The following is a 25340-nucleotide window of genomic DNA, read 5'->3' as shown; positions in this document are numbered from 1 at the left end:
CGCCCTCACCTAGGGCCTCTCGTTTGGATCTTGCCGGGCTCGCGGGCCCTGGCACCGCACCCTGATCCGGCCTGATCCAAACGAAAGACCCTAGGCGGCCTCGCCGCGCGCGAGCTACCTGACCGGGGCCACCATCCGCGTCGACGCCGCGCCGCCATCTACCGACCGGCCCCATCCTGATCAGGCGGTCGCACCCGGGCAGGCTTCCCTCCGAGGCCGCCCTCGCCGTCTTCACCGGCGACGCGTTGATCCCGGCCGGCGTCCGCGCGGTTGCCGCACTCGGCCGGCCCGGGCGGCAGTTCGAGGGTGTCCGGTGCCGCGCACCGCTCGCGGTACCAGGCCGCCGGATCTCCTCCCTGCTGTCGTACGACGTACCGGGCGCACGCGCGCACCAGGGCGGAGGGATCGCCGAGGAACGGCTCCGCCCGCTTCGGCCGCCCTGCCCGGCGCAGCCCGGTGACGCCGGCCGAACGGGCCCGCGGGTTGCCTGCGGACAGCAGGGGCGGCAGGACGTCCTCGTACGCCTCCTCCTCGTCCAGTGCTGCGAGCGCCGCGGTGGCGCACAGGTCCTGGACCACGGTGTCCTCGCCCCGGGAGGCCGCGCGGGCCAGAGCGGCGGGAGGGAGCAGCCGATCCTCGACGGCCTGCCGGTAGGCGAACCGGCGGACGACGCGGTCGGGGACGGTGTGGAGAGTGGCGAGTTGTCCGTGGGGGGTCCGGCGCAGGACCTGTGCGAGCAGATCGACGGCGAAGGCGCCTTGGTCGCGGCGGCCGACGCGGAGGATGACCGGCGCGACGCCGGGGACGGTGTCCATGTCCAGGGCCTCGCGCAGTAGTCGGCGGGCGGCTTCGCGCACCGGGGCGGCCCAGTCGGCGCAGCGGATCACGAGCAACGGCAGCAGGGCGGGGCGGCGGGCCGACGGGCGCAGCGCCTTCTGGCGGACGCGCCCGACGCGGTGGCAGAGGGCAAGGGCGAGTTGAGGCTCTCCGAGGCGGGTCAGGACGGCGGGCAGCGTGGTGGTGGGCTGCCGCTGTACCAACCGCTGTGCCAGGAGGCGCGGGTGGCGGCGGGCCGCCTCGCGCACTCCCGCGTCCAGTCACCGGCGCCCGCGGTGTCAAGGGTGCTGCGCAGCGGCGCGCCTTCCGCGAGCCGTAGCGCCGCGCGTGCGCCGTCCCCGATGCCGTCCAGCCTTCCCGCCCCATGTGACAGTCGTATCGGGTGATCGTAGGGGCAGGCTTCGCGCGGGGTACGTGAATGTGCGGCCGACGGGACTTTCGGCCCCGGGGCACCCGCGTCCGGGTTTGAGGGCGTCGTCGGCGGCGGGGTGGCGTTCCTGGCGGTTCGTCAGGCGGGGCTGTCCCGGTCCGGGTTCTGCGGGTCCGGTGCGGGTTGTTCAGCGTGCCGTCGGCGTCGAACGGGACTTCACGCGGGCCCGGCCGCCCGGGTCCGCGTGTTTTGCGCCGGCCGTGCCAGGTGGCGGGCGGGTCGTCGCGGCGCGGCTCTCGGCCGTCGGCACCGGGAAAATTTCGTAAGGGCAGGTCCCTATAGGTCACATGCTTTAGGGACCAACTCCTGGTTTATCCGTCGTCGGAGAGAAGAAGTCATACACCGACGTCGCCAGCAGGAGGATCGATGCGTTGGAATCTATGGCATGCGCAAGCACTTCGCCCCCATAGACCAGCACTAATACCCCGACGGGGAAATCTTCCCCGTATAGGGGACTTGTCCGATCTGCGAAGCGCGCTTCTCTCCGGCGACTTAATCACCCAGGGTGAGCGCTAGGATACGTCGAGTTGCGTGAAGAGTTTTTGAAGGGCACTCCCCCGCAGGTCCGCGCCGGATTGAAAATCACACAGAGCACATCTCTGCCGGAAGGCGCTCATCCTGCATTCCGCCGGTGCTGACGGCATCTCACAGAACTGACAGACCATGAATCCATTCTCACGAGAGAGTTTCGCATAGTGAAGTCAACGCTTTCCCCCGCCCACGTCGGCCGGCACACGATCGTCCCGCTCTTCTCTCGTCTGCGTACCAACCGGGGGCAGGCAAACCCCCTGGCTTCCTACCAGGAACTCAGGAAACTGGGTGAAGTGATTCCGGCGCCCTGGGGCGGGTATCTGGTGACGTCCCACCGGCTCTGCCATCAAGTCCTGCGTGACAGATCGTGGCGGGTTCCCGATCTTCACTGGCGTCTCGGTCAGGACGACTCCGCGCGCTGGAATTCACCCGCTTCACGGCAGATGGCCGCCTCCCTGCCCATGCTGAACCCTCCCGATCACACGATGACGCGGAAGTCGCTCGGGAACATTTTCGACCGTCACTCGCTGGCCAGACTGAGGCCGTTCATAGAAAGAACAGCGGATCGGCTGACGGAGCGGTTCTTCGAGGAGGCACGTGAGGGATCGGCGGAATTCTGCTCGCTCGTCGCCGACGAGCTGCCGATCATCACCATAGGGCAATGGATGGGGCTTCCCGAAGCGGACCACGAGTTTCTGCGCACGCTGACCCACGATCAGGTCCACACGCAGGAACTGTTTCCCTCCCGAAGCCAACTGGCGCTTTCCGATGCCGCCACGGCCCAGCTGCGCCAGTATTTCACCGACGTCATCCGGGAGCGCCGGAACGATCCGGGGGAAGACCCGATCTCTTCCTGGCTCCGGGCCTGGGACGGTATCGAGCCCGATCGTGCCCGCGCCGACGCCGCCGTTCATTCCCTCGCGCTGTTCATGATCCTCGCGGCTCTGGAGACGACCTCGCACGTCCTGTCCGCGAGCGTACGCCTGCTGGTTGAGCGTCCCCACACATGGGAGTGGCTGCGCCGGCACCCGGAGGACGTGCCCGGAGCGGTCGAGGAGACGCTCCGATACGATGCCCCGATACACATGATCAGCCGGGTGGCACCGGAGGACTGTGAGGTCGGCGGCGTACTCGTGCGCGAAGGGGAAATGGTCCAGCTCATGACGGGCGCGGCTCATCATGATCCGGAGCAGTACGCCGACCCCCATGTTTTTGATATTCACCGGGCGCAGGCCCATCTCAGTTTCGGCGGAGGTATCCACTACTGCCTGGGAAACGCCCTCGCCCGCCTGGAGGCGACGGCTCTTCTCAACTCGCTGCTGAAACGGGATGCGCGGCTGCACATCAGCGCGCCCCCTCGGTGGGAGCCGCGCATCGCCTTTCGCCGGATGACGTCACTTCAGTTGGCCGTCGGCTGAGGGACGGTCCTTTTCGATGCGCAGAGCCTGAAGAAAGAAGTAGACCCATCAACAGCTACAAGACACTCCTCGTCACGCTCGAATCTTCCGTTCTCACCGTTCAGTTGAATATTCCCGAGTCCGACAACGCCATATCGGGGCAGGTTCTCGACGATCTCCTCGACGTCCTGTTCTCCGCAGAGGCCGATCCCGGTATTCGTGTGCTGGTGCTCACCGGCGCCGGGGACGACTTCAGCGTGGGAGGGGACCGCACCGAGTTCTCGACGCTTCTCTCGGAGGATCCGACGGGCGAGGCGCTCAGCGCGCTCCTGTCCAAGGCGGAGCGACTGTGCGATGCCCTCAGGGCGACCGAGCTGGTGACCATCGCGCGGCTGCACGGGCAGGTGATCGGTGCGGGTCTGGGACTGGCGGTGCTCTGCGATCTCAGGGTGGGGGCGGACAACTGCCGTTTCCGTATGCCCGAACTGGGGCTGGGTGTTCCGCCGGCGTGGGGCGGAATCCTCCCCCGGCTGCTGCGGGAAGGGGGACAGCCCGAAGTCCGTGAACTGCTGCTGACCTGCGCCGCCTTCGACGCCGCGAAGGCGAAGGAGCTGTCCCTGCTGAACAAGGTCGTTCCGGTGGACCAGCTCGACTCGGCCGTCAGGCAATGGAGCAAGCCGCTGACCAGGCGTTCGCCGCTGGCGCTGCGTATGACCAAGAAGGCGCTGAACTCCTACGCCAACACGGCCCAGCTGGCCGTCGGGTCGTCCTTCGACACGGCGCTTCTGACGGCGGTGCTGTCCAGCCGGGAGCTGACGCGCCGGCCCTGAGAACGCGGTCCGGTCCGCCGCGTCCCGAATGCGGCGGTCCCGCGCCGAGTGCCTGACCGTGTCTTCAAGTCGCCGTGCGAGCCGGCCGATCGGCGGCCCGGCGAGGTCCTCCGCCCGCCGTGGGCCCCGCCCTCGGGGGCCGGTCCCACGGCGAACGCCGACCCGGGCGGGGCAGCCGTACGCTGGCCCGGGTGCCCCGGCTTCCGTATCCGGTTCAGGGTGTGAGCCGGGGTGCGCCGCACACGGCCCATGGAGTCGATCGACGATGGGGAGCCGCTCCCGAAGAACTCGTGACACGATCTCGCTGGGGCACGTGGTGTGACCGAGCGCTTCAGTTGGCGCCTGACCGGTTCAGTCGGCGCTTTGAGCGGTGGTCCCGCACGCAGGTGTTCTACGACGCGGACGAGCTGGCGTGCATCGCCCTGGACGCCGGTGGCGCGCGGATGTCCCGGCCGGTTCTCGTGCGGGAGGACTGGCTGGAGTCGGAGTACTACCGCTTATGAAGCGACCTGGCGGCCGCAGTTGCGTGTGCTGCTGCCGCGGCAGGTGTCCGGCACGGCAAGAAGATCCGCGAGCCCGGTGCGCGCCGGAGGGCTCTGCGGTGTCGTGGGCGAGAGGGCGTCCCGTGCTGTGAGCGGCACGGGTTCGCCGGGTTGTCCGGTCCGTGAGCGCGTGCGGTGCGGTTGCCGTCCGCGGCGCTACGCTGCCGGCGTGAGCGAGATCCAGGAACCCCGCGCCGTCGTCGCCCTGAACGATGTCGCCGTCCACCGGCGTACCACCGGGCAGGAGATCGTCCTCGACGGGATCGACTGGACCGTCCGGGCCGGTGAGCACTGGGCGCTGCTGGGGGCCAACGGGGCCGGGAAGACCACCCTGCTGCGGCTCGTCGGGGCGGCCATGCATCCCACCCTCGGGACCGTCGAGGTCCTCGGTGACCGGCTCGGCCGCGTCGACATGCGCGAACTGCGGGCGCGCGTCGGTCTGGTGTCCGCCGCGCAGAAGGTCCCGCCGGACCTGACCGCCCACAGCGTCGTCCTCACGGGCGCGACCGGGACGGTGCAGCCGCTGTGGCGGGAGTACGGCGCCGCGACCCGCGAGCGTGCCCGCGGCCTGCTCGCCGAGCTGGGGTGCAAGGAGTTCGCCGACCGCCGCTTCGGTGACTGCTCGGGCGGCCAGCGGGCCCGGATCCTCGTCTGCCGTGCGCTGATGGCGGACCCGGCGCTGCTCCTGCTCGACGAGCCGTTCAACGCCCTCGACCTCCCCTCCCGCGAGGACCTCGTGGACGCGCTGCAGCGGCTCGCGGCCGACCAGGGCGCTCTCGCCACCATCACGGTCACCCACTACCTGGAGGAGCTCCCGCCCAGCACCACGCACGCCTTCCTGCTCAAGGAGGGCCGCGAGCTGGCCTCCGGACCCGTCGACGGCGTACTCACCCCGGACAACCTGACGCTCTGCTACGGGCGTCCCGTTCACGTCGCCCGCCACGACGGCCGGTGGTACGCCCGCTCGGGCCGCTGACGCCCCGACCCCGGCGAGCGGGCCGCGGCGCCGTGGGCCCGACGGCTTCCCGGCCGGCGCGGTGTGCCGGCCGGCGCGGTGTGCCGGCCGGGGCGGTGTGCCAGCCGGGGCTCTACAGTTCGCGGCCGACCAGGAAGTCCAGCACCGTGAGCAGGTCCTGCGCGGCCCCGGTGGCCAGGGGGGCGCGGGTCAGCAGGGTGCGGGCGGTGGCCGTGTGGGTGCGGGCCTCGGCCAGGGCCGCCGTTCGGCCGCCGGCCCGCTCGATCAGGTCGGCGGCCTGCGCCGTCCGCCCCGGCGAGTTCAGCAGGCCGGGCAGCGTGCGGCCGGCCGGGGAGGCCAGGGCGGCCAGGACCGGGTAGGTCTTCTTGCCCTCCCGCAGGTCGCCGCCCGCGGGCTTGCCGGTGACGGCGGGGTCGCCCCAGATGCCGAGGACGTCGTCGACCAGCTGGAAGGCGATGCCGAGATGGCGTCCGGCCCGGTCCAGCGCCTCGGTGGTGTCCTCGTCCGCTCCGCCGAGCAGGGCGCCCAGCGCGCAGGCGCAGCCCAGCAGGGCGCCGGTCTTCGCCTCCGCCGTCGCCCGGTACTCCTCGACCGTCACCCGGTCCCGGCCGGTGAACGGGCGGGTGGTGGACAGCAGGTCGTCGGCCTGTCCGCGCACCAGGTCGGTGAGCGCCCCCGACAGCAGGCGTACGGCGCGGGCGCCTTGCGGCACGGCGGCGAGGGTCTCCACCGCCAGGGCGAACAGGGCGTCGCCGGCCAGGACCGCGGGGCCGGTGCCGTACGCCTTCCACACGGCGGGGCGGCGGCGCCGCATCGCGTCGCCGTCCATGATGTCGTCGTGCAGGAGGGAGAAGGTGTGCACCAGTTCCACGGCGACCGCGGCGGGGATCCCGGCGCGGCCGTCGGTGCCCGCCGCGCGTGCGCCGAGGATCGCCAGTGCCTGCCGTACGCCCTTGCCGCCGGGTGTGGTGGCGGGTGCGCCGCCCACCTCGCACCAGCCGAAGGAGTAGGCGGCCATCTCGGCCGTCCACGGGTGCAGCCGGTCCACCGCCTCGCGCAGGGCCGGGCGCACCAGCGCGGTGCAGCGGGCGAGGACTTCGGGGGCCGCGGGCGGGGCGTGGAGCGCGGTCACCGTACGGCCTGCGCGCCCGGTGCGAACTCCTCCTGGGCACGGATCACCAGCCGTTGTACGTGTTTGAGGCCGCCGCCCTCCAGCGAGCGGGCCAGTTCGGCGAGTTCGGCCGCCGTCTCGTCGCGGTGCCGGCCGAGCCGCGCGTGCGTCTTGGCGAGGCCCAGGCGGGCGAGCGCCTCGCCGCGGGGCTCGCTCATCGCGCGGAACTCGGTGAGCGCCAGCTCGTACATCTGCCGTGCCTGCGCGTGGCGCCCGGCCCGGTAGAGGACGTTGCCCTGCATCTTGTGGTTGTAGGCGAGGGCGCTGGAGAGGTTCATCGCGCGGCAGCCGGCCTCGGCCCGCGCGAGGAGTTCCAGGGCCTGCTCGGTGTCCTTGTCGCGTACCGAGAGGATGTCCGCGAGGCCGCGCAGGGCCCAGGCGTGGCCGCGCCGGTCCTCGGCGCGTTCGGCTATCTCCGCGGCCTCTTCGAAGAGTTCGTAGGCGCGGTCCCAGTCGCCGGTGTTGCGGTGCATCTGGGCGATGCCCTCCAGGGCCCAGACCGTGTGCCGGGCCTCGCCGCGCCGGCGGGCCTCGGCCAGCAGCTGCTCGTGGAGGCGGCCGACCGCGGCGTAGTCGCCCTGGATGCGGCCGGTCTCCGCGAGTCCGGCCAGGGAGTAGCCCCGGCAGACGATGTCGCCCGCCTGTTCGCCGAGTTCGGCCGCGAGGCCGAGCAGCCGCCAGGCCAGCGGGAACGCTCCGCGCTGGCGGGCGAGGGTGCCGCCGCTCCACAGGGCCCATGCCATCGCGGCGGTGTCGCCGGCCTCCCGGGCGGTGCGGTAGCTCGCCTTCCACGCCTGGTCGGCTTCCCGGACCTTCCCCAGGCGCCGGTACGCCTCGGCCACGGCGAGTCCGCAGCGGGCGGCCTCGGCGGGGTTGCCGGAGCGTTCGGCCTCGCGGAGCTTGTCGATGCCTTCCGCCAGGACGTCCGTCAGGGAGGAGTTCACGGACAGGGTGGTCAGGGCGCCCTGGTACTCGGGCGCGAAAGCCTTGCCGTACATGCATGCCTTTCTATACACGACGCGTATACACGATGTGTATAGGGAGTCGGGGGTATGCCCCGTCCGGGAGGGCCGGGGTGTGTCGGTCTGTTGTGGATCAAGACGCGGGTACGGCGGCGGGGGTTGTCCGCGGCGCGGATCATGATGTGAAGGTTCCGTGCCGACGGTCCAACGGCGCTGCCCGGGGCCGTGGTTCAGCGCTGCGGGCCCGGTGACGCGGTCCCGGTGGCGTGGTCCCGGTGATGCGGTTCCGCTGGCGTGGTCTGCCGCAAGGCCGGGGTGCTGGTGGCGCGGTCTGCCGCGATACTGGGGGGCTGGTGGCCGCCGGGCGGGGGCGCGGAAGTTCTGCCCGGGTGTGCCGACGGGCCCCGGCCGTGAGGTCGGGGCCCGTCGGGTTCGCGGCGGCCGGGCCGCGCGGATCGTCGTGCGTGCCCGCCGCGCGGGAGGCGGGCTCCGCCCGGCGGGCCGGGGGTTACTCCTTGGGGGGCTTGACGGCGACGTCCAGGTAGAAGGTGTCGATGCTGCGGACCGCCGCCTCGAACTCCTCCAGGTTGACCGGCTTGGTGACGTAGGCGTTCGCGTGGTGGCTGTAGGCGCCGGAGACGTCGTCGGGGGCGGCGGAGGTGGTCAGCACGACGACCGGGATGGTGCGCAGCGCGGCATCCTCCTTGACCACGGCGAGGAACTCGCGGCCGTTCATGCGCGGCATGTTGAGATCGAGCACGATCAGATCGGGGCGCGCGTTGTCCGGGTCGCGCAGGTAGTCCAGGGCGGCGACGCCGTCGGGGACCTGGGTCAGGTTGCGGGCTCCGCGCTCGGAGAGGGCGTCCTGGATGAGCATCGCGTCGGCGACGTCGTCCTCGACCAGCAGCACGTCATAGGGGCGGATAGCGGCGGCGGCAGCCATGGTTCACAAGCTCCGGGGGGTGGGTTGGGGGGTCCGATGACAGGTGCTGCTGGTGATCAGTCCGGGCCAGCGGCGCCGGGCCCCCTGACGGCTCATGTTCAGGGCCTGGCCGATCTCGGGGTAACCCGCGCCGCTCGCGGCCGCGACGTGGGCGGCCTGGTCCTCCAGGCGCCTTACGGCCTGCTTGACGCCGGCGAGGACGTGCAGGCGCTGCAGCGCGCGCCGGCGGGTCTCGCCGGCCGTGTCGGCGCCTCCGTCCGGCGGCAGGACGGTGTCCGGCGTGAGACGCCGGGCGAGTTCGTCCACCACCTGCGTGACCAGTGCGGCCGTCTCCGCGGACGAACGTGAGGCGGAAGATGGACCAGGCATGGGGCCACCCTACGTCGCCGATCTCGCCTCGGACAACATGCGTTGTCGGACCCTGGGTACAGTGTGTGCGCCGTGTGCCGGGACACGGTCCGGATCACCGAGGGATACATGCGAACCGCACAGAACAGTGAGCCGCCCCAGGACGAGGGCGTCTTCTCCCGCTGGACGACCCGGCGCTGGCTGCGAGCCGGAGTCTTTGTCACGCTGATCGTCCTGGCCGTCCTGGGCTCGCTGGGCGGCTGGGCGATGTGGCGTACGTCGCAGATCACCTCGGAGCTGGTGAACCGGCGCTCGCCGGCCCTCATCGAGGCGATGCGGGTGGAACAGGCCCTGGTCAACCAGGAGACCGGGATCCGCGGCTACGGGCTGTCGGGCCGCTCGGACTTCCTCCAGCCCTACACGCAGGGCATGGCCGACGAGAAGAGCGCTCTGCGCCGGCTGCGTCCGCTGGTCGGGGACGACGCCCGGGCGAGCGCCGACCTGGCCGAGACCGAGAGGCTGGCCGGTGCCTGGCAGCAGCGCATAGCGCGGCCCGTCTCGGCGGCCTCCCCCCGGGACGCCGTGAAGCTCGCCACCGAGCGGACGGGGCAGGGCAAGGCCGCGTTCGACGCGCTGCGCAAGGCCCTGACGCGCCAGCAGGCGCACCTCCAGGACGAGCGGGCGTCGGCCACCGGTGACCTGCGCCGGGCCGTCACCCTGCGCAACTGGGTGTTCGCCGTCATCGCCGTCGTCATCGCCCTGGTGGCGGTGCTGGTCTTCGAGGGGCTGCGCCGGGGCATCACCGGGCCGCTGAGCCGGCTCGGCACGGACGCCCGTGAGGTGGCGCAGGGCCGCTTCGAGCGCTCCATCACCGGCACCGGCCCCGCCGACCTGCGCCAGCTGGCCGCGGACGTCGAGTCGATGCGCGGGCGCCTGCTGAAGGAGCTCCAGTTCAGCGAGGCGTCCCGCGTCCTGCTGGACGAGCAGGCGGCGGATCTCAAGCGGTCCAACACGGAGCTGGAGCAGTTCGCCTACGTCGCCTCCCACGACCTGCAGGAACCGCTGCGCAAGGTGTCCAGCTTCACCCAGCTGCTGCAGCGCCGTTACGGCGGCCAGCTGGACGAGAAGGCCGACCAGTACATCGCCTTCGCGGTCGACGGCGCCAACCGCATGCAGAACCTGATCAACGACCTGCTGGCCTTCTCCCGGGTCGGCCGCCAGTACAACGACCACCAGCGGGTCGACCTCGAGGCGCTGCTGGACAGGGCCCTGGACAACCTCAGCGTGACCGTGGAGGAGACCGGCGCCGAGATCACCCACGACGCCCTTCCCACCGTCGTGGGGGACCCGACCCAGCTCGGCATGCTCTGGCAGAACCTGCTGTCCAACGCGGTCAAGTTCCGCAGCCCCGACCGCCCGCCCCGCATCCACGTCAGCGCCTCCCGGGAGGACGACACCTGGAACTTCGCGGTCGGCGACAACGGCATCGGCATCGCTCCCGAGTTCCGCGAGAAGGTCTTCGTCCTCTTCCAGCGGCTGCACACCAAGGACGCCTACCCCGGCACCGGCATCGGCCTGGCGATGTGCAAGAAGGTCGTGGAGTTCCACGGGGGCAGGATCCGCATCGACGCCGGCCACGCGCCGGGCACCCGCATCTCCTTCACCCTCCCCGCCGCCGACGACAGCGCCCCGGCGGACTCGCAGAGAAAGACGCAGCCGTGACCGAACACGTCGCAGGCCGCACGCAGCCGTTCCGTCTCCTCCTGGTCGAGGACGACGACGGAGACGCCCTCCTCGTCGAAGAGCTCCTCTACGACACCGGCCTGCCCTACGACCTCACGCGCTGCCGCACGGCCGCCGAAGCACGCCAGGCGCTCAGGACGGACCCCGTCGACTGCGTCCTGCTCGACCTGCACCTGCCCGACGCCTCCGGCGTGGACACGGTCCAGGCGATCCAGCCGGACGCCGACGCCGCGGTCATCGTCCTCACCGGCCTGGACGAACCCCGCGCGGGAGTCGACGCGCTCGCCGCCGGCGCCCAGGACTACCTCGTCAAGGGCCAGGTCCAGCCCGACCTCATGCAGCGCGCCGTCCGCTACGCCGTCCAGCGAAAGCAGGCCGAACGCGCCAACGCCGCCCTGCAGATCGGACGCCTGCGGGCCGAGGAGAACGCCCGCCTGGAACGCGGCCTGCTCCCCGAACCCCTCCTGTCCTCCACCGTCGTCACCGCCTCCAGCCGCTACTACCCCGGCCGGGCGCAGGCCCTCCTGGGCGGTGACTTCCTCGACGTCGTGCAGACCGACGACGGGCAGGTGCACGCCGTGATCGGAGACGTCAGCGGCCACGGCCCCGACGCCGCCGCGCTCGGCGTCTGCCTGCGCATCGCCTGGCGCGCGCTCACCCTCGGCGGGCACCGCGACCAGGAACTGCTCGGCCTGCTGGAACAGGTCCACATCGCCGAACGCGCCGACAGCGACCTGTTCACCACCTGCACCCTCATCACCCTGGACCCGGACAGCCGCGTCCTCACCCTGCACCTGGCCGGCCACCACGAGCCCCTCCTCGTCACCGCCAAGGGCACCCAGGAGGTCGACGCGGCCCACGGGGTCGCCCTCGGCATCGCCCCCGGACTGGGCAGATGGCCCGCCACCACCCTCACCCTGCCGCCCCGGGGCGCGCTCATCGCCTACACCGACGGCCTGGTCGAAGGCTTCGCGGACAGCACCGGCGCCCGGCTCGGCGTGGAGGGCCTGCTGCGGATCATCGACACGATCCCCTCACCGGACCCCGGCACCCACCTCGACGAGCTCATCGCCCGGACCCGCACGCTCAACGCGGACCGGCACACCGACGACCTCGCCGTCCTGCGCCTGGACTGGACCGACACCTCGGCGCCCGCCCTCTGAGAGCACCCGCCGTCCCCGGGAACGGGCAACGGCCCCGCGGGCAGGAGGAGCAGGGTTCCACTGCTGAGCCCGCGGGGCCGTTGCACGATTCACGTACCCTGCGGTGCGTCCGATAAGCCCGATCCCTCCCGCCGTTTCGGCCGGGGCCGTGCACGGCAGCGGGCCCGGCCGTTGTCGGCCGGGCCCGCTCCTTGCTCGCGCGGGGCGCGTTCCTCGCGCCGGATGCCTTCGTCTACCAGCGGTACCAGCGGCCCTTGCGGCCGCCGCTGTCCGCGCTGCGGACGACGAAGCCCAGCAGCCACACGATGAGCACGATCACCGCGATCCACCACAGGGTCTTCAGCGCGAAGCCCGCGCCGAAGAGGATCAGGGCCAGAAGAAGAACGAGAAGCAGGGGAACCATAGTTATCAACCTCCTGGCCACCGAATGCCCTTACTTCGCTCATACAAGCACACAAAATATGAGTTACTTCTGCGAAGTGAGGGGCATATGCGGGCCCCGCGCCTGGACGGTTCCCCCGCTCCCCCGCCTCACGCACCGCGGACACCCAGCACGTATCACCCAGGGCGATGCCATGGCCCTGGATCGGCCGGGGCCGCCTCGGTGCCGTCCGTGCCGGGCCCGCGTACGTCCATGAGGGTGAGGCCGGGGCGGAGTTCGGGCCCTGCGGCGGTCATCGGCCGCGGTCGCGGTGGGCGGCGACGCGGACCCGGGTTCCGCAGCGGGCCGAGCAGTAGCGCTGCGGGGCGCGGCGCCCGGTGTCGATGAAGTAGCGGTCGCAGCCGGGTGCCGCACAGCGGCCCGGGGGCCCCGCGGACGTGACGTCCACCCTCGATCTCGTCGGCCCCGGCTTCACCCTGCTCACGGCCGACGACGACCCGCGGTGGCAGCCGCAGGCCGAGGCCGTACGGCAGGCGGGGATCCCCCTCGCGCTCCGCAGCGTCCGCACCGCCGCGCGGCGGGAGACGGTGCCCGGGCAGTGGGCGCGCCTGCTCGGCGCGGACCGCGCGGACACCGCGCTCCTGGTGCGCCCCGACGGGCACATCGCCTGGCGCGGCACCTTCCCGGCGGACCCGCGGACTCTTCCGGCGCTCGTGCGGCGCGTCCTCGCGGCACCGTGACGCTCCCTGCGCGTGGGCGGCCACCCGGCCGGCCCGCGCTCGGCGCCTCGCCGGCACGGCCGGGGCGCCGGGTCCGGGCGTATCTGCGGGTGTATCTGCCCAGCCCCGCCGCCCGGGCCGTCGGTCCTTCTCACCTGTTTTCGAGGGTCGTGGCAACGGTGGAGGTCGGGGTGTGGAGGATGGCGTCGAACGCCTCGAGGACGGGGGTGTGGAGGTAGGCGCTCTGGATCCGGATGCGGTCGGGGCCCGGGGCGAGGCCGGCGTTTCCCTGGGCCGCCCGCGGGGGTGCCTGGTGGAGATCGGCGATGCTGAGCCCGAGTCCGGCGTCGGCGAAGGCCGCTTCGATGCTTCCCGGCTCGGCCGGCTCCAGCGCGGTGGCGTCGATGGTGAAGCCGAAGGCCGTGTTCTCGTCGCGGGGCATGTCCGCGGTGTGCCCGGTGGTGCTCACGAGACCGAGGGCGGCGTAGTCGTCGCCGAGCGCGCGGTGCAGGTGCTGCCCCATGGGAAGCCCCGTGAGATGGCCGCCGAAGGACACCGGTGTCTTCTGGATGTGGGCGTTGTGAGCCGCCAGCACGACACGGGTCCCGGGTCCGAGGCGTTCCAGGTGCCACAGGAGCGACCGGGCCATGTAGAGGTCGCGGGCCGAGGTGTCGGCGGTCAGTCCTTCGCCGGTGAAGAGGCCGGCCATGGCGCGGAAGGTGTAGTCGGCGTGGCAGGCGCCTTCGAGGCGGTGTAGGGCGATGTCGTAGCTGTGCCGGTCGCCGCGGGAGACGTACAGCGGTTCGAGGGAGCGGAACCGGATGAGCAGGCGTGTCAGGGTCGCGCTGAGGGCGTCCTGTTCGGCGGCGGGCAGGCGTGCCCAGGCGGGCGCGGCGACGGCGCCGGAGCCACCGGCGAACGATCCGGCGATCCGGATCGCCTCCTGGACGGCCGGCAGGGTTTCGGGATCGATCCGGCGCAGGTAGTCGGCGACCGGGGTCAGGGCGGGAAGCAGGGACCCACCGGCCGCCGGGATGTCGATGCCCGCGAAGCGCACCGGTGTCGAGGCGGTGCGGTTGTGCCGGCGTATCCGGCGCAGCGGCTCCTCGACCCCGACGGGGATCGCTGCGGCGAGGTGCGCCGACAGGTCCTCGTCCGTCCCCTCGCCCTGGGCCCACGCGTCGAGAAGGAAGCCTTCGCTGAAGCCGTACTCGAAGGCCAGCACGGTGAATTGGCAGCGCTCGGTCAAAAACCGCAGGATGCGCTCGCGCAGGGCTGCGAACTCGTCGATGAAGTGGGAGCTTTCACCGATCGCGACGACGCGTGCGTCGCCGATGACGGCGCGCAGCGGCTCCAGATCGTCGAGTGGTGCCTCGGGGTCGAGGTGGTCGAGGGGGACGGCGTGGGTGCGGAGCCAGTCGGCGAACGGGTCGCGGTGGGGCGGAGCAGGCATGCTGGCAGCTCGATTCTCGGTGCTGGAACGGCGGATCGGGGGATGGTCGGGGACAGGGGTGCGGGTCACCGCGCGGGTCGTTTCGGGCCGGGTGCGTTCGGCGGTTCGTCGTGCTGGGGGTTGCCGGGTGCCGGCGTTCTCGTCTGCGCGGGCCCGGGTGCCGCGTGCTCCAGGTCGTCGATGGTGCCGGACATGATCGCGCGGATGTGTGCGGTGAGGTGCGGCAGCGGCCAGTCCCACCAGGCCAGGGCGAGGAGGCGGTCGATGTCGGCGTCGCTGTAGCGGCGGCGGATGAGGCGGGCGGGGTTGCCGCCGACGATGCCGTAGTCGGGGACGTCGTCGACGACGACGGAGCCGGAGGCGATGATCGCTCCATGGCCGATGCGGACGCCGGGCATCACCATGGAGCGGTAGCCGAGCCAGACGTCGTGGCCCACCACGGTGTCGCCTCGTTTGGGAAGGCCGGTGATGAGGTCGGCGTGCTCGGACCAGGAACCGCCCATGATCGGGAAAGGGAACGTGGAGGGGCCGTCCATGCGGTGGTTGGCGCCGTTCATGAGGAACCGCACGCCCTCGCCCAGCGCGCAGAACTTCCCGATGACCAGTTTTTCCGGCCCGTAGTGGTACAGCACGTTGCGGGTCTCGAAGGCGGTCGGGTCATCGGGGTCGTCGTAGTAGGAGAAGTCTCCGGCCTCGATCAGAGGCGAGGTGATCAGCGGTTTCAGCAGCACCACCCGCGGCTGTCCGGGCATCGGGTGCACCAGGGCCGGGTCGGCGGGAACAGGCGGCATCACGGATCTCGTCCTTCTTGGGGGATGGCTCGGGGGATGGCTCGGGGGATGGCTGCGGGCCGGGGGGCCTCGGCACGTGGCGGCGGACGTGTCCGTCGCCGGCAGGGCCGGACGGGCGCCCCGCCGGTGCAGGCGCAGCCGGCGGTCATGGCCGACGACGAGCGTGCCGTCGTATCCGCTCAGGGCGGTCTCCAGCTTCTCGGCGAGGGCGGGCGAGAGAGGGTCGGCGGGTTCGCCGAGCAGCAGGACGTCCGATGGCGCGCCGAGCAGTCGGGCCAGGGCCGGCCGCTGCAGCTGCCCGGTGGAGAGCCGGCCGACCGGCACCGTGAGCCGGTCGGGGCGAACAGGCCGAGGCAGAGCAGTTGTCCGCCCGCGCACGGCGGCCCCTGCCGACAGGCCACGGGCGAAGGCGGCCGGCACGGTCCCGGCCGGTTTTCCGGGTCGCGGTTCCTGGGAGAGGCAGCCGATCCTGCCGCGGCAGGTGACGCCTGCGCTGTCGGGAGTGAGGCCGGCGGCCAGGACGCGCAGCAGGGTGCTCTTTCCCGCTCCGTTCGGCCCTGTGATCAGCGGGCGGCGGGTCCGCGGTACGGGGGTGAAGCGCAGGGGCTCCGGCGGGGGCGGGACGGGGTCGGCGAGGAGGCGGCGCAGCCGTTCCTCGCCGTTGCACACCCGGCCGGCCGGCGATTGCTGCGCGCGGCCGGCCGCCCGGTCCCAGGCCGGCTTGTCGCCGTCCTCCGCCGGACGGCCCGGGGCCACCTGGCGGGCGGTGCTCGCGGCGGCCGCGCGGAGCCGGTCGGTGTCGGCCCGCCACTGGCCGTGCGCCCGGGCCCAGCGCTGCCGGGCGGCCGTCTTCTCGGCGAGGTAACCGGTGCAGCCGTTGCCGTACCGCACGACGCGGCGCGTTTCGGCGTCCGCCTTCTTTGGTCGGCTCGTCCAGCAGCAGCACCTGCGGCGCCGCCGCCAGGCGTAACCTGACCCGTTCTCCGCCGGAGAGGCCGCCGGCCGTACGGTCACGGTCCCGGCCCACCAGTGCCAGGCCCGGTCCGTGCAGGGCGCGTTCCACGCGGGCGCCGGCGCCGTAGCCGCCGCGCGGCTCGAAGAGCGTGAGCAGTTCGCCGTGTTCGGCCATGCCGGACCCGTCACCGTCGGCCATCGCGGTCTCCCGGCGGCGCATCCGCCGCTCGGCCCCGCGCAGACCGCCCGGCGCCGAGGTGGTCCTGCCCGGTCCGTTCTCGCCGGTGATCGCGGTGCGCTCGCCCGTGGCGGGCGAGCAGGTCACCGGGTCAAGGACGAGCCCGCCGGCGAAGGACCCGCTGACGGCGCGCGCGGTGATCTGTGTGGGCATGCGGGCACTCCGAAGCATTCGGGAACGAGGTGGCCGTGGAGGGGTGGGCCGGGCGAACGCTTCGGAAGAACATCGATTCCCTCCACTAGTGCGACAACTGCTGCTTTAAGATCCTGCCATGACGACGATGCCCCGAGCAAAGGTGTTCAGCGATGACCGGCGCAGATCCAGGACCGGATGACACCCGTCCGCAGGCCCGCCGCCGGCCCGGGGGCCGCACCGCCCGTGTGCGCCGGCAGGTGCTCGACGCGGTCCGCGCGGAGCTCGGCGAACACGGTTACGACGGGCTCACCACCGACGCCGTCGCCGCCCGCGCCGGCGTGCACCGCACCACGGTGTACCGGCGCTGGGGGGACGTCGGCGGCCTGCTCGCCGACGTTCTCGACGCGGCGTTTGACGACGACTGGCAGCCGCCGGACACCGGCTCGCTGGAAGGCGACCTGTCGGCGCTGAACGAGGAGATCTACGCGGCGCTGACCACGCAGCCACCGGTCATGGCGGCCCTGATCGCGGCCTCGTTCCGCTCCGAGAAAGCCGCCCGGGCCCAGCAGCGGCTGTGGGAGGACCGGTACGCCCGCTGCGAGGTCGTCGTCAGCCGGGCCGTCCGGCGCGGCGAACTGCCTGCGCCCACCGACGCCCGGCACCTGCTCGTCGCGGCCACCGCACCGCTGTACCACCAGCTGGTGCTCCTGCGTACGGCACCCGACCCGCACCTGCCGGGCCGTGCGGCCAGGACCGCCGCCCTCGCCGCAGCCGCCGGCGCCTTCGCCGAGTCCCCGTCGGCGCGGGGTGCATGAGGGGGACGTCACCGGTTCCGCGCTGCTCGCGCGGTTCGCCTCGCGGGGGGGCGCTCATGAAACTGTCGCCCGCCCGGCGAGCGGCCGCCGCCGGTCCCGGTGCGCGGCCGCCGCGGCGTTCCCGTCCTGGATGCCCGGCGGTCTCACCCCGCACCCGGGGTGCCCGTCGCCACGGCCGCGCTCCTGACGGCCGGTCAGATTGCTTCCCCTGCCCGCCATTCGCGGGCCAGGAGGGCGTAGACGTACTCGCTGCCCCAGCGTTCGCCGTCGAGGTCGTTGTCGACGAGATGTGCCTCCCGCCGCATGCCCAGGCGTTCGCACACCCGCACCGAGCCGGTGTTGAGCACGTCCAGGCGGGCGAACAGCCGGTGCACGGCCAGTTCGCCGAAGGCCAGCGCGGCCACGGCACGGGCGGCCTCGGCCGCGTAGCCCCGGCCGCCGTGGGCGGGGTGGAAGATCCAGCCGATCTCGGCCTGGCGGGCGCGGGCGCTCGCCAGTTTCAGGACGACCTCGCCGACCAGGGCGCCGTCCTCGGCCCGGCAGACGGCGGCCACCAGGTCGTCGCCGTCCTCGGTCCACGCCGTACCGGCCGCCCGCAGGGCCAGGCTTCGCGCGCACTGTTCGCGGGTGAGCGGCGGCCGGTAGAGGTAGCGGGCGACTTCCGGGAGGCGCTGGTAGGCGTGGAGGGCGTCGTCGCCGTGAGCGGATCGGGCGGGCCTGCTGCCGGTGAGCGTGTCGGCGGGGTCCGCCCGGGCGGCCGTATGACTGTTCACGACGTCGCCCGCTCTCTTCCCGACTCCGGTACGCGCCGCGACCTGTGCCGGGCGATCGCCATGCTGGAGGCCGTGCTCGACGCGGACGGCGAGCGGTACTGCACGTTCCACACCGCGTGGCCGGAAACGGAGGAGCTCGCCTCCCTGCGCAACGGCTGCGGAGACAGGGGTTCGACGAGGACTGCTACGAGACCGACGTCGGCCTCGGCGCCGTACGCCCCGCGTCCCCTTCGGCCAAGAGATGGTCCACGCCCTGAACGGCGCGGTGTCCCTTAGCTCCGCCGCCGTGTCACCCGCGCTCCGGGGAGAGGGGGGCGCAGGCGGGCGTGGAGTGCGGCGAAGGCCGTGCATGTCAGGGGGAGGATCACGGCCGCGGTCACCAGGACGGCGACGGCGACGGGGGTGAGGATGCCGGCGTGGTACGCGGCGAAGAAGTCGCCCGTGGCCTGTTCGAGGCCAGTGCGGACAGGCCGACGACGCGTACCGTCGCGGCCCGGTCCAGGGTCCCGGCGGCCTTTCATCGCGTTCACGCATTACGCGGGGCCCGGGACTTTACGGGCAGGTGTGCCCCCGCTTTGATGGGGGCTGAGGCGAAACCCCCACAGGCTGCCCGGCTCGCAGGAGATGCCCCCGCCGCCTGGTGACCGGTTCGGGCAAAGCAGCGCACTCCCGCCGGCAAGCCTCTCCCCTCTTTTTCGGTCCTGCCCTCCGTCCCTCCATGTCCCCGTACCGGCAGAGGAGTTCCCGTATTTCCGTGCTCCAGGGGCGGAAGCAGGCCGGACGCTGTCGCCGAACGACGCAGCTCGTGCGTGCAAAGGAGTACCGGGGTGAAACAACGACCCAGTGAAGAGCGGGTGGCGGTGATCGGCGCCGGCTGCCGGCTGCCGGGGGCGTGGACTCCCCCGCGTCGTTCTGGAAACTGCTGGCCGGCGGGCGGGACGTCGTCCGCGAGGTTCCCGAGGACCGGTGGAGCCAGGACGAGGTCCTCGGTCTTCCCGCCGATGTCGCCGCCCGCCTGAGATGGGGGGCCTTCCTCGACGAGGACGTGTACGCCTACGATCCCGCCTTCTTCGGTATCAACGCCCATGAGGCCGCCTGGGTCGATCCCCATCACCGGCTGCTGTGCGAGACGTTCTGGGAGGCGGCCGAGCATGCCGGAGTGCCGCCGAGGTCCTTGTCCGGCAAGCCGGTCGGTACCTACTTCGGTGTCTACAACAAGGAGTATCTCCTGCGGGCCCAGCGGCCGTTGGAGGAGATCGACGCCTATGCGATGAACGCCAGCATTCATTCGATGGCCGCCGGCCGCATCGCCTACCTCCTCGATCTGCGGGGCCCGCAGATGACCCTGGAGGCGGGGTGCTCCTCCGGGCTCGTCGCCCTGCACGCCGCGTGCCAGGGGCTGCGGGACGAGGAGAGCGACCTGGCGTTCGCCGGGGCGTGCGTCCTGATCCTGGGGCCCGAGGAGTCCGTGCCGCCGGCGCGCTGGTCGTTCTTCTCGCCCACCGGCCGGTGCCGGGCCTTCGACGCCGCCGCCGACGGTTACGTACGGGGAGAGGGCTGCGTGGTCCTCGCGCTCAAGCGGCTGCGCGACGCCGTGCGCGACGGCGACCGGATCCTCGGCGTGATCCGGGGCAGCGCCCTGAACCAGAACGGGCGCCGTTCCACCCGGCTGACCGCGCCCTCCGCCGACGCGCAGATCGAGGTCTGCCGCCGGGCCCTGGCCGCCGCGGGGGTCGATCCGGGGGACATCGGCATGGTGGAGGCCCACGGCACCGGGACCGAGGTCGGCGACCCGCTGGAGTTCCGCGCGCTCGCCGAGGTCTACGGCGGCGGGCCCGGCACCTGCGCGCTCGGCTCGGTGAAGACGAACATCGGGCACACCGAACCGGTGGCGGGCCTGGCCGGGGTCCTCAAGGCCCTGCTGTCGGTACAGCACGGCGAGATCCCGCCGAACCTGCACTTCCGGCGCTGGAATCCCGAGATCGACGCCCGGGCGACCCGCTTCCTGGTGCCCACCGAGACCGTCGCCTGGCCCGCCCGCGAGGGGCGGCGGCTGGCCGCCGTGTCCTCCCTCAGCGTCACGGGCGCCAACGTGCACGTGGTCGTCGAACAGCCCCCCGACGGGCCCGGACACGGCCGCCGCCGTACGGCGGCGCCCGGTGCGGGCGGCGCGCGGCACCACGCCGGTGAACCGCTGGCGTTCCTGCTCTCGGCGGCCAGCCGTCCGGCGCTCACCACGGCCGCGGACCGCCTGGCCCACTGGCTGGAGGGAGACGGGCGCGGCGTCGCGCCGGAGAATGTCGCCCACACCCTGGCGGCGCGCCGGTCCCCGCTGCGGGAGCGGCTGGCGGTCGTCGCCGCCACCCGCGCCGAACTGGCCGGCCGGCTCACCGAGGCCGCCGCCGGGAGCACGGCCGCCGGCGTGGCGCGGGGCACCGCCCGGCCCGGGGCCGGGCCGGTGTTCCTGTTCTCCGGGCACGGCTCGCAGTGGGCGGGCATGTGCCGGGGCCTGCTGGACCGTGACGACGGCTTCACCCGCGTCGTCGACCGGCTCGAACCGCTCGTCGCCGAGGAGTCCGGGTTCTCCCTGCGCCGGACCCTGGCCGGGACCCGTCTCGTGGAGGGCATGGACCGGATCCAGCCGACCGTGTTCGCCATCCAGATGGGCCTGTGCGCCATGTGGGCCGGCTACGGGGTACGGCCCGCCGCGGTGATCGGGCACTCCATGGGCGAGGCCGCCGCCGCCGTCGTGTCCGGCGCCCTCACCCTGGAGGAGGGGGCCCGTGTCATCTGCCGCCGCTCCCGGCTGAACGTGCGCGCGGCCGGCGCGGGCCGGATGGCCTCGATCGCGCTGCCCCGCGCCGACGTCGAGGCGCGGATCACGGCGAGCGGGGTGCGCGGGGTGAGCGTGGCCGTGGTCGCCTCACCGCAGGCGACCGTGATCGGCGGCGACAAGGACGCCGTCGAGCAGCTGGTGCGCGCCTGGCAGCGGGAGGACATCGCGGCCACGTTCGTCAACGTCGACATCGCCGCGCACACCGCGCACATGGATCCCGTCCTGGGCGAACTGCGCACCGCTCTCGCCGCTCTGGCCCCGCGCACCCCGGGCGTCCGCTTCTACACCACCGTCCTCGACGACGCCCGCCGGGCCGTGCCGCTGGACGCGGACTACTGGGCCGCCAACCAGCGGCGGCCGGTCCTGCTGGCCGGTGCCGTCCGGGCCGCCGTCGAGGACGGCTTCCGCCGGTTCGTGGAGATCAGCCCGCACCCGGTCCTCACGCACGCGGTTCACGCCACGGCCGCCTCCCTCGGGCAGGACCACGTCGACGTCCTGGGCTCCCTGCACCGCGAGAGCGACGAACGCACCGCGTTCCTCACCCAGGTGGCCGCCCTGCACTGCACCGGACACCCCGTCACCTGGCCCGCCACCCCCTACCAGGACGCCGCGCTCGCCGACGTCCCCGCCGTGAGCTGGGAACGCACCCGGCACAGCATCGCCCCCTCACCGCTGCGCACCGCCCTGCCCGCCGCCGGCCGTCGCGGGGAGGGCGTGCTGACGGGCACGCACCTGAGCGACCCGGCCGGCACCCGGCGCCACCTGTGGCAGCAGACCCTCACCCGCACCACCCTGCCCTGGCTGGACGAGCACCGCGTCAACGACGTGCCCGTGCTGCCCGGCGCCGCCATGGCGGAGATGGCCCTGGCCTGCGCCGCCGACGTGTTCCGTGCCCGCCCCCGCGAGGTGGAGGTCCGCGACCTCGACCTGCACCGCATCCTCGCCCTCGGCGAGAGCCGGGAGGTCACGGCGGTGGCCACCACGCTCGGTGGCGCGCTCGCCGAGTGGACCCTGCACGCGGCCGGACCCGACGGCGTCCCCGCCGCCCACGCGGGCGCCCGGCTCCACCACACCCCGGGGCAGCGGCCGCCCGGACCGGTGGACATCGCCGCCCTCCTGGCGGCGCCGTGCGAGGACGTCGAACCGGCCGAGCTGTACCGGCGGTTGCGTCAGGAGCGGGGCATCACCCACGGCCCGGCGTTCCGGGGCATCACCCGCCTGCGCCTGCTCCGCGGTGGGAGCGGCGGCGTGCGGCAGGCCCCAGGCGCTGACGCCGAAGTGGGGGACGACGACGGGCCGTGCGCGCTGGCCGACGTCGTGCTGCCCTCGGCCGGGCGCGCGGGGAGCCGGAACCTGAGTCTGCACCCCGTCCTGCTCGACATCTGCCTGCAGGCGACCGGCAGTACCTGGCTGGCCTGCCACCCCGTGCCGCCCGGCGGGATGCTGCCGCGCCGTCTCGGCCGGGTCAGGGTCCTGGGCGACACCACCACGGCGGCGTACGCCTACGTGCGGCTCACCGGCGTGGGCGACCGCTCCTGCACCGCCTCCTGCCTGCTGACCGACGCCACCGGCACCGTCCTCGCCGAGGCGGACGCGATCGACTGCGTGAACGTGCCCACCCAGGACGGCGAGGACCTCTTCGAGAGGCGCACCCTCGACGTCACCTGGACCGAGGCGCCCGTCGGCGGGGAGATCACCGAGCCGGGCCACTGGGAGCTGTTCCACGAGAGGGACCGCGCCGGCGAGGCCGCACAGCTGGGGGCGGCCCTGGAGGAACACGGCGCCACCGCCGCCCTCCGCACCGCCGCCGACGGCGGCGCGTTGCCCGGCGCGGGCACGCGTGCCGTGGTCTACCTGCCCGCCCTGGAGGGCCCCTCCGATCCGGCGGCCCGTGCCCGGACGAACCTCGAACACCTGGTCTCCCTCGCGCAGCGGCTGGCCCCCGACGGCCCCGACGTGCCCCGTCTGTGGGTGCTCACCCGCGACGCCCAGCACGTCACGCCCGGGGACACCCCCTGCCTCGCCGGATCAGGACTGCGCGGCGCGCTGCGCGTCCTCGCCCTGGAACAGGCCGCGCTGCGCCCCGCCCACCTGGACGCCGACCGGCACACCCCGGCCCAGGTGCTCGCCCGCGAGCTGCTGACCTGTCCCGGCACCGAGGACGACATCGCCTACCGGGAAGGGACCCGCCACCTGGCCCGCCTCACCCACCACCCCCTGGAACCCGGCGACCGCGTCCGCACAGAGATCGACTGGCGTACCGGGGGCGCCGCCCTGCTCCGCGGCCGCGGCCGGACCCTCGACGACCTCCATCTGGGCGCGCTGGCGCCCCGGCCGCCCGCCGCCGGGCAGATCCAGGTCCGCCTGCACTCCACCAGCCTGAACTTCATCAACGTCCTCAAGGCGGTCGGCACCTACGACCAGCTGCTGTCCGGGACCGACGTCGTCCCGCAGGCCGTGTTCGACGGAGCGGGCACCGTCACCGCCGTCGGCGAGGGCGTGCGCTGCCCGGCCGTCGGCGACCTCGTCGCGGTGCCGGTGAGCCGGGCCGGCGACCGGGAGACCCTGATGGCCTCCCGCGTCACCGTCCCCGCCGGCTGGGCCCTCCCCCTCGCCTCCCCGAAGGAACTCGCGCACGCGGCCGGACTCCCCATCGCCTACCTCACCTCCTGGTACGGGCTGCGCCACCTCGCCCGCCTGGCCGAGGGGGAACGGCTGCTCGTGCACTCCGCGTCCGGCGGGGTGGGCCTGGCCGCCCTCAACATCGCCCGGCTGACCGGGGCCGAGGTACTGGCCACCGCCGGAACCGAGGAAAAACGCGCCTACCTGCGCTCCCTGGGCGTGCGGCACGTGATGGACTCCCGCGGTCTCGGCTTCGCCCGGCAGGTACGCGAGATCACCCGGGGGCGGGGGGTCGACGTCGTCCTCAACTCCCTGACCGGGCCCGCCCAGAGCGCCGGCCTCGACCTGCTCGCCCGCAAGGGCCGCTTCATCGAGATCGGCAAGCGCGACATCTACGAGAACACCCACCTCGGACTCCTGCCCTTCCGCCGCAACATCAGCTTCAGCAGCGTCGACATCGCCCTGCTCCTGCACGAGGAGCCCGCCCTGATCGCCTCCCTCGTCCGGGAGATCGGCCGGGCGTACACCGCCGGCCTGCTGGCGCCGCTGCCCATGACCTCCTCCCCCGTCCGCGAGGCGCCCGAGGTGTTCGCCACCATGGCCGCCGCCCGGCACACCGGCAACCTCGCCCTGACCTGGCCGGCCGAAGGATGTGTCACGCTGCCGGCCGACCCCCAGGACGTCACGCCGGCCACCGGCGACGCCTCCTACCTCATCACCGGAGGGCTGGGCGGTCTCGGCCTGGACGTGGCACGGTGGCTCGCCGGCCACGGGGCCCGCGCCCTCGTCCTCGGCGCACGGAACGAACCGGGTGAGCGGGCCCGCCGTGTCATCGACGACCTCACCGCGCACGGCACCGCCGTCACCGTCGTCCTCGGCGACCTGGCCGACGCGGCCACGGCCCGCCGCCTGGTCGCCGCCGCCGAGGCCACCGGCCGTCCCCTGCGCGGCGTCCTGCACGCCGCCGCCGTGGTCGAGGACTCCGTCCTCCAGAACATCGGCGCCGACCGGCTCCGCCGCGTGTGGGACGCCAAGGCACTGGGCGCCTGGCACCTGCACGAGGCGACGAAGGACCACCGGCTGGACTGGTGGATCAACTTCACCTCCGTCGCCGCCGTCATCGGGCAGCCCGGGCAGACCTGCTACGCCGCCGCGAACTCCTGGCTGGACGAGTTCACCCACTGGCGGCGCGCCCAGCGGCTGCCCGCCGCCGGCATCGTGTGGGGGCCCTGGTCCGGTCACGGCAGGGGCACGGGCATCGAGTCCCTCGGCTACACCATGATCTCCCCCGAGGAGGGCATGGACGCCCTGGAGAAGATCGTCACCCGCTCCGGGCGGCCCCTGACGGTCCACGCACCGCACGATCTGGACCTGCGGCTCTCCCTGCACCCCGACGCGGCCTCCCTCGCCTACTACACGGCGATCCCCCGCACCGGCGGCCCCGCCGACGACACGGGCACGTTCCTGGCCGACTGGAACGCCCAGCCCGACCCCGAACGGCGCACCCGCCTCCTGCACGAGCGGATCAAAAAGCACACGGCCGCCGTCCTGCGCTGCCCGGCCGACAGCGTCGAGGACCGCACGGCGTTCGCCGCGCTCGGCCTGGACTCCCTGCTCGCGATCCAGCTGCGCAACCGCATCGCCCACGAGGTGGGCGTCGCACTGCCCACCACCGCCCTGTGGACCCACCCCACCCCGGCGGACCTCGCCGCGCTCCTGACCGACCGGCTCCCGAAGTGACCAGGAAGG

General features: G+C 73.1%; 18 protein-coding genes and 1 pseudogene. 8 read left to right on the top strand and 11 right to left on the bottom strand.

What is annotated here, in order from left to right:
- Positions 1-158 precede the first annotated feature (158 nt).
- Positions 159-1085, bottom strand: a complete 927-nt coding sequence (locus GHR20_RS36060; protein ID WP_243878244.1) for a hypothetical protein — start codon at positions 1083-1085, stop codon at positions 159-161.
- A gap of 877 nt (positions 1086-1962) precedes the next feature.
- Between GHR20_RS36060 and GHR20_RS36055 the strand changes: the two genes are divergently transcribed.
- The 3 genes from GHR20_RS36055 to GHR20_RS36045 all read left to right on the top strand — a co-directional run bounded on the left by GHR20_RS36055 (position 1963) and on the right by GHR20_RS36045 (position 5543).
- On the top strand, positions 1963-3216 hold the full coding sequence (locus GHR20_RS36055) for a cytochrome P450 (protein WP_153815665.1): 1254 nt from the start codon (positions 1963-1965) through the stop codon (positions 3214-3216).
- Complete coding sequence (locus GHR20_RS36050; RefSeq protein ID WP_202439931.1) at positions 3213-4025, top strand: enoyl-CoA hydratase/isomerase family protein; 813 nt, start codon at positions 3213-3215, stop codon at positions 4023-4025. Before GHR20_RS36055 ends, GHR20_RS36050 begins: the two co-directional genes overlap by 4 nt.
- Before the next feature lie 720 nt (positions 4026-4745).
- On the top strand, positions 4746-5543 hold the full coding sequence (locus tag GHR20_RS36045) for an ATP-binding cassette domain-containing protein (RefSeq protein ID WP_241670715.1): 798 nt from the start codon (positions 4746-4748) through the stop codon (positions 5541-5543).
- A 112-nt stretch (positions 5544-5655) separates the two neighbouring features.
- Here GHR20_RS36045 and GHR20_RS37975 read toward each other — a convergent pair whose 3' ends face one another.
- The 4 genes from GHR20_RS37975 to GHR20_RS36025 all read right to left on the bottom strand — a co-directional run bounded on the left by GHR20_RS37975 (position 5656) and on the right by GHR20_RS36025 (position 8988).
- Entirely contained in the window at positions 5656-6675 is a 1020-nt protein-coding gene (locus GHR20_RS37975) for a polyprenyl synthetase family protein (protein WP_153815664.1), read from the bottom strand.
- The gene (locus GHR20_RS37970) at positions 6672-7712 is read right to left on the bottom strand and encodes a tetratricopeptide repeat protein (protein ID WP_111587293.1); all 1041 of its coding nucleotides are present in this window, start codon (positions 7710-7712) and stop codon (positions 6672-6674) included. Before GHR20_RS37970 ends, GHR20_RS37975 begins: the two co-directional genes overlap by 4 nt.
- Positions 7713-8184: 472 nt before the next feature.
- Entirely contained in the window at positions 8185-8619 is a 435-nt protein-coding gene (locus tag GHR20_RS36030; RefSeq protein ID WP_148024917.1) for a response regulator, read from the bottom strand.
- A gap of 3 nt (positions 8620-8622) precedes the next feature.
- Positions 8623-8988 (bottom strand): hypothetical protein, encoded by a 366-nt coding sequence (locus GHR20_RS36025; RefSeq protein ID WP_153815663.1) that lies wholly within the window; start codon positions 8986-8988, stop codon positions 8623-8625.
- A 108-nt stretch (positions 8989-9096) separates the two neighbouring features.
- Between GHR20_RS36025 and GHR20_RS36020 the strand changes: the two genes are divergently transcribed.
- Together GHR20_RS36020 and GHR20_RS36015 are read left to right on the top strand one after the other, a co-directional pair.
- Positions 9097-10689, top strand: a complete 1593-nt coding sequence (locus GHR20_RS36020) for a sensor histidine kinase (RefSeq protein WP_153815662.1) — start codon at positions 9097-9099, stop codon at positions 10687-10689.
- Positions 10686-11873 carry a fused response regulator/phosphatase gene (locus GHR20_RS36015; RefSeq protein WP_111587296.1) on the top strand — a complete coding sequence of 396 codons (1188 nt, stop codon included), beginning with the start codon at positions 10686-10688 and terminating at the stop codon, positions 11871-11873. Before GHR20_RS36020 ends, GHR20_RS36015 begins: the two co-directional genes overlap by 4 nt.
- A 232-nt stretch (positions 11874-12105) precedes the next feature.
- Here GHR20_RS36015 and GHR20_RS36010 read toward each other — a convergent pair whose 3' ends face one another.
- Complete coding sequence (locus GHR20_RS36010) at positions 12106-12276, bottom strand: hydrophobic protein (RefSeq protein WP_111587297.1); 171 nt, start codon at positions 12274-12276, stop codon at positions 12106-12108.
- A 271-nt stretch (positions 12277-12547) separates the two neighbouring features.
- Complete coding sequence (locus tag GHR20_RS37965) at positions 12548-12703, bottom strand: CGNR zinc finger domain-containing protein (protein WP_243878243.1); 156 nt, start codon at positions 12701-12703, stop codon at positions 12548-12550.
- On the opposite strand from GHR20_RS37965, the gene GHR20_RS37960 reads away from it, so the two are divergent.
- Positions 12693-12995, top strand: a complete 303-nt coding sequence (locus GHR20_RS37960) for a hypothetical protein (protein ID WP_243878242.1) — start codon at positions 12693-12695, stop codon at positions 12993-12995. The genes GHR20_RS37965 and GHR20_RS37960 overlap by 11 nt on opposite strands.
- 130 nt (positions 12996-13125) lie before the next feature.
- Here the strand turns inward: GHR20_RS37960 and GHR20_RS36000 are convergent, their stop codons facing one another.
- The 3 genes and pseudogenes from GHR20_RS36000 to GHR20_RS35990 form a co-directional block, all read right to left on the bottom strand.
- Entirely contained in the window at positions 13126-14427 is a 1302-nt protein-coding gene (locus GHR20_RS36000; protein WP_153815660.1) for an erythromycin esterase family protein, read from the bottom strand.
- Positions 14428-14492: 65 nt separating this feature from the next.
- On the bottom strand, positions 14493-15218 hold the full coding sequence (locus GHR20_RS35995; RefSeq protein WP_153816276.1) for a CatB-related O-acetyltransferase: 726 nt from the start codon (positions 15216-15218) through the stop codon (positions 14493-14495).
- A gap of 111 nt (positions 15219-15329) precedes the next feature.
- A pseudogene (locus GHR20_RS35990) lies at positions 15330-16563 on the bottom strand (ATP-binding cassette domain-containing protein); the annotation flags it as partial.
- A 152-nt stretch (positions 16564-16715) separates the two neighbouring features.
- On the opposite strand from GHR20_RS35990, the gene GHR20_RS35985 reads away from it, so the two are divergent.
- Complete coding sequence (locus GHR20_RS35985) at positions 16716-17360, top strand: TetR/AcrR family transcriptional regulator (protein ID WP_153815659.1); 645 nt, start codon at positions 16716-16718, stop codon at positions 17358-17360.
- 194 nt (positions 17361-17554) lie between these two features.
- Here GHR20_RS35985 and GHR20_RS35980 read toward each other — a convergent pair whose 3' ends face one another.
- Entirely contained in the window at positions 17555-18133 is a 579-nt protein-coding gene (locus tag GHR20_RS35980) for a GNAT family protein (RefSeq protein ID WP_153815658.1), read from the bottom strand.
- Between the two features lie 892 nt (positions 18134-19025).
- On the opposite strand from GHR20_RS35980, the gene GHR20_RS35975 reads away from it, so the two are divergent.
- Entirely contained in the window at positions 19026-25331 is a 6306-nt protein-coding gene (locus GHR20_RS35975) for a type I polyketide synthase (protein WP_153815657.1), read from the top strand.
- The last annotated feature ends 9 nt before the right edge of the window (positions 25332-25340 follow it).

The organism is Streptomyces sp. SUK 48, from assembly GCF_009650765.1.
In the GTDB taxonomy this organism is placed as follows: Bacteria; Actinomycetota; Actinomycetes; order Streptomycetales; family Streptomycetaceae; genus Streptomyces.
This window is presented reverse-complemented; position numbering and strand designations above follow the sequence as displayed.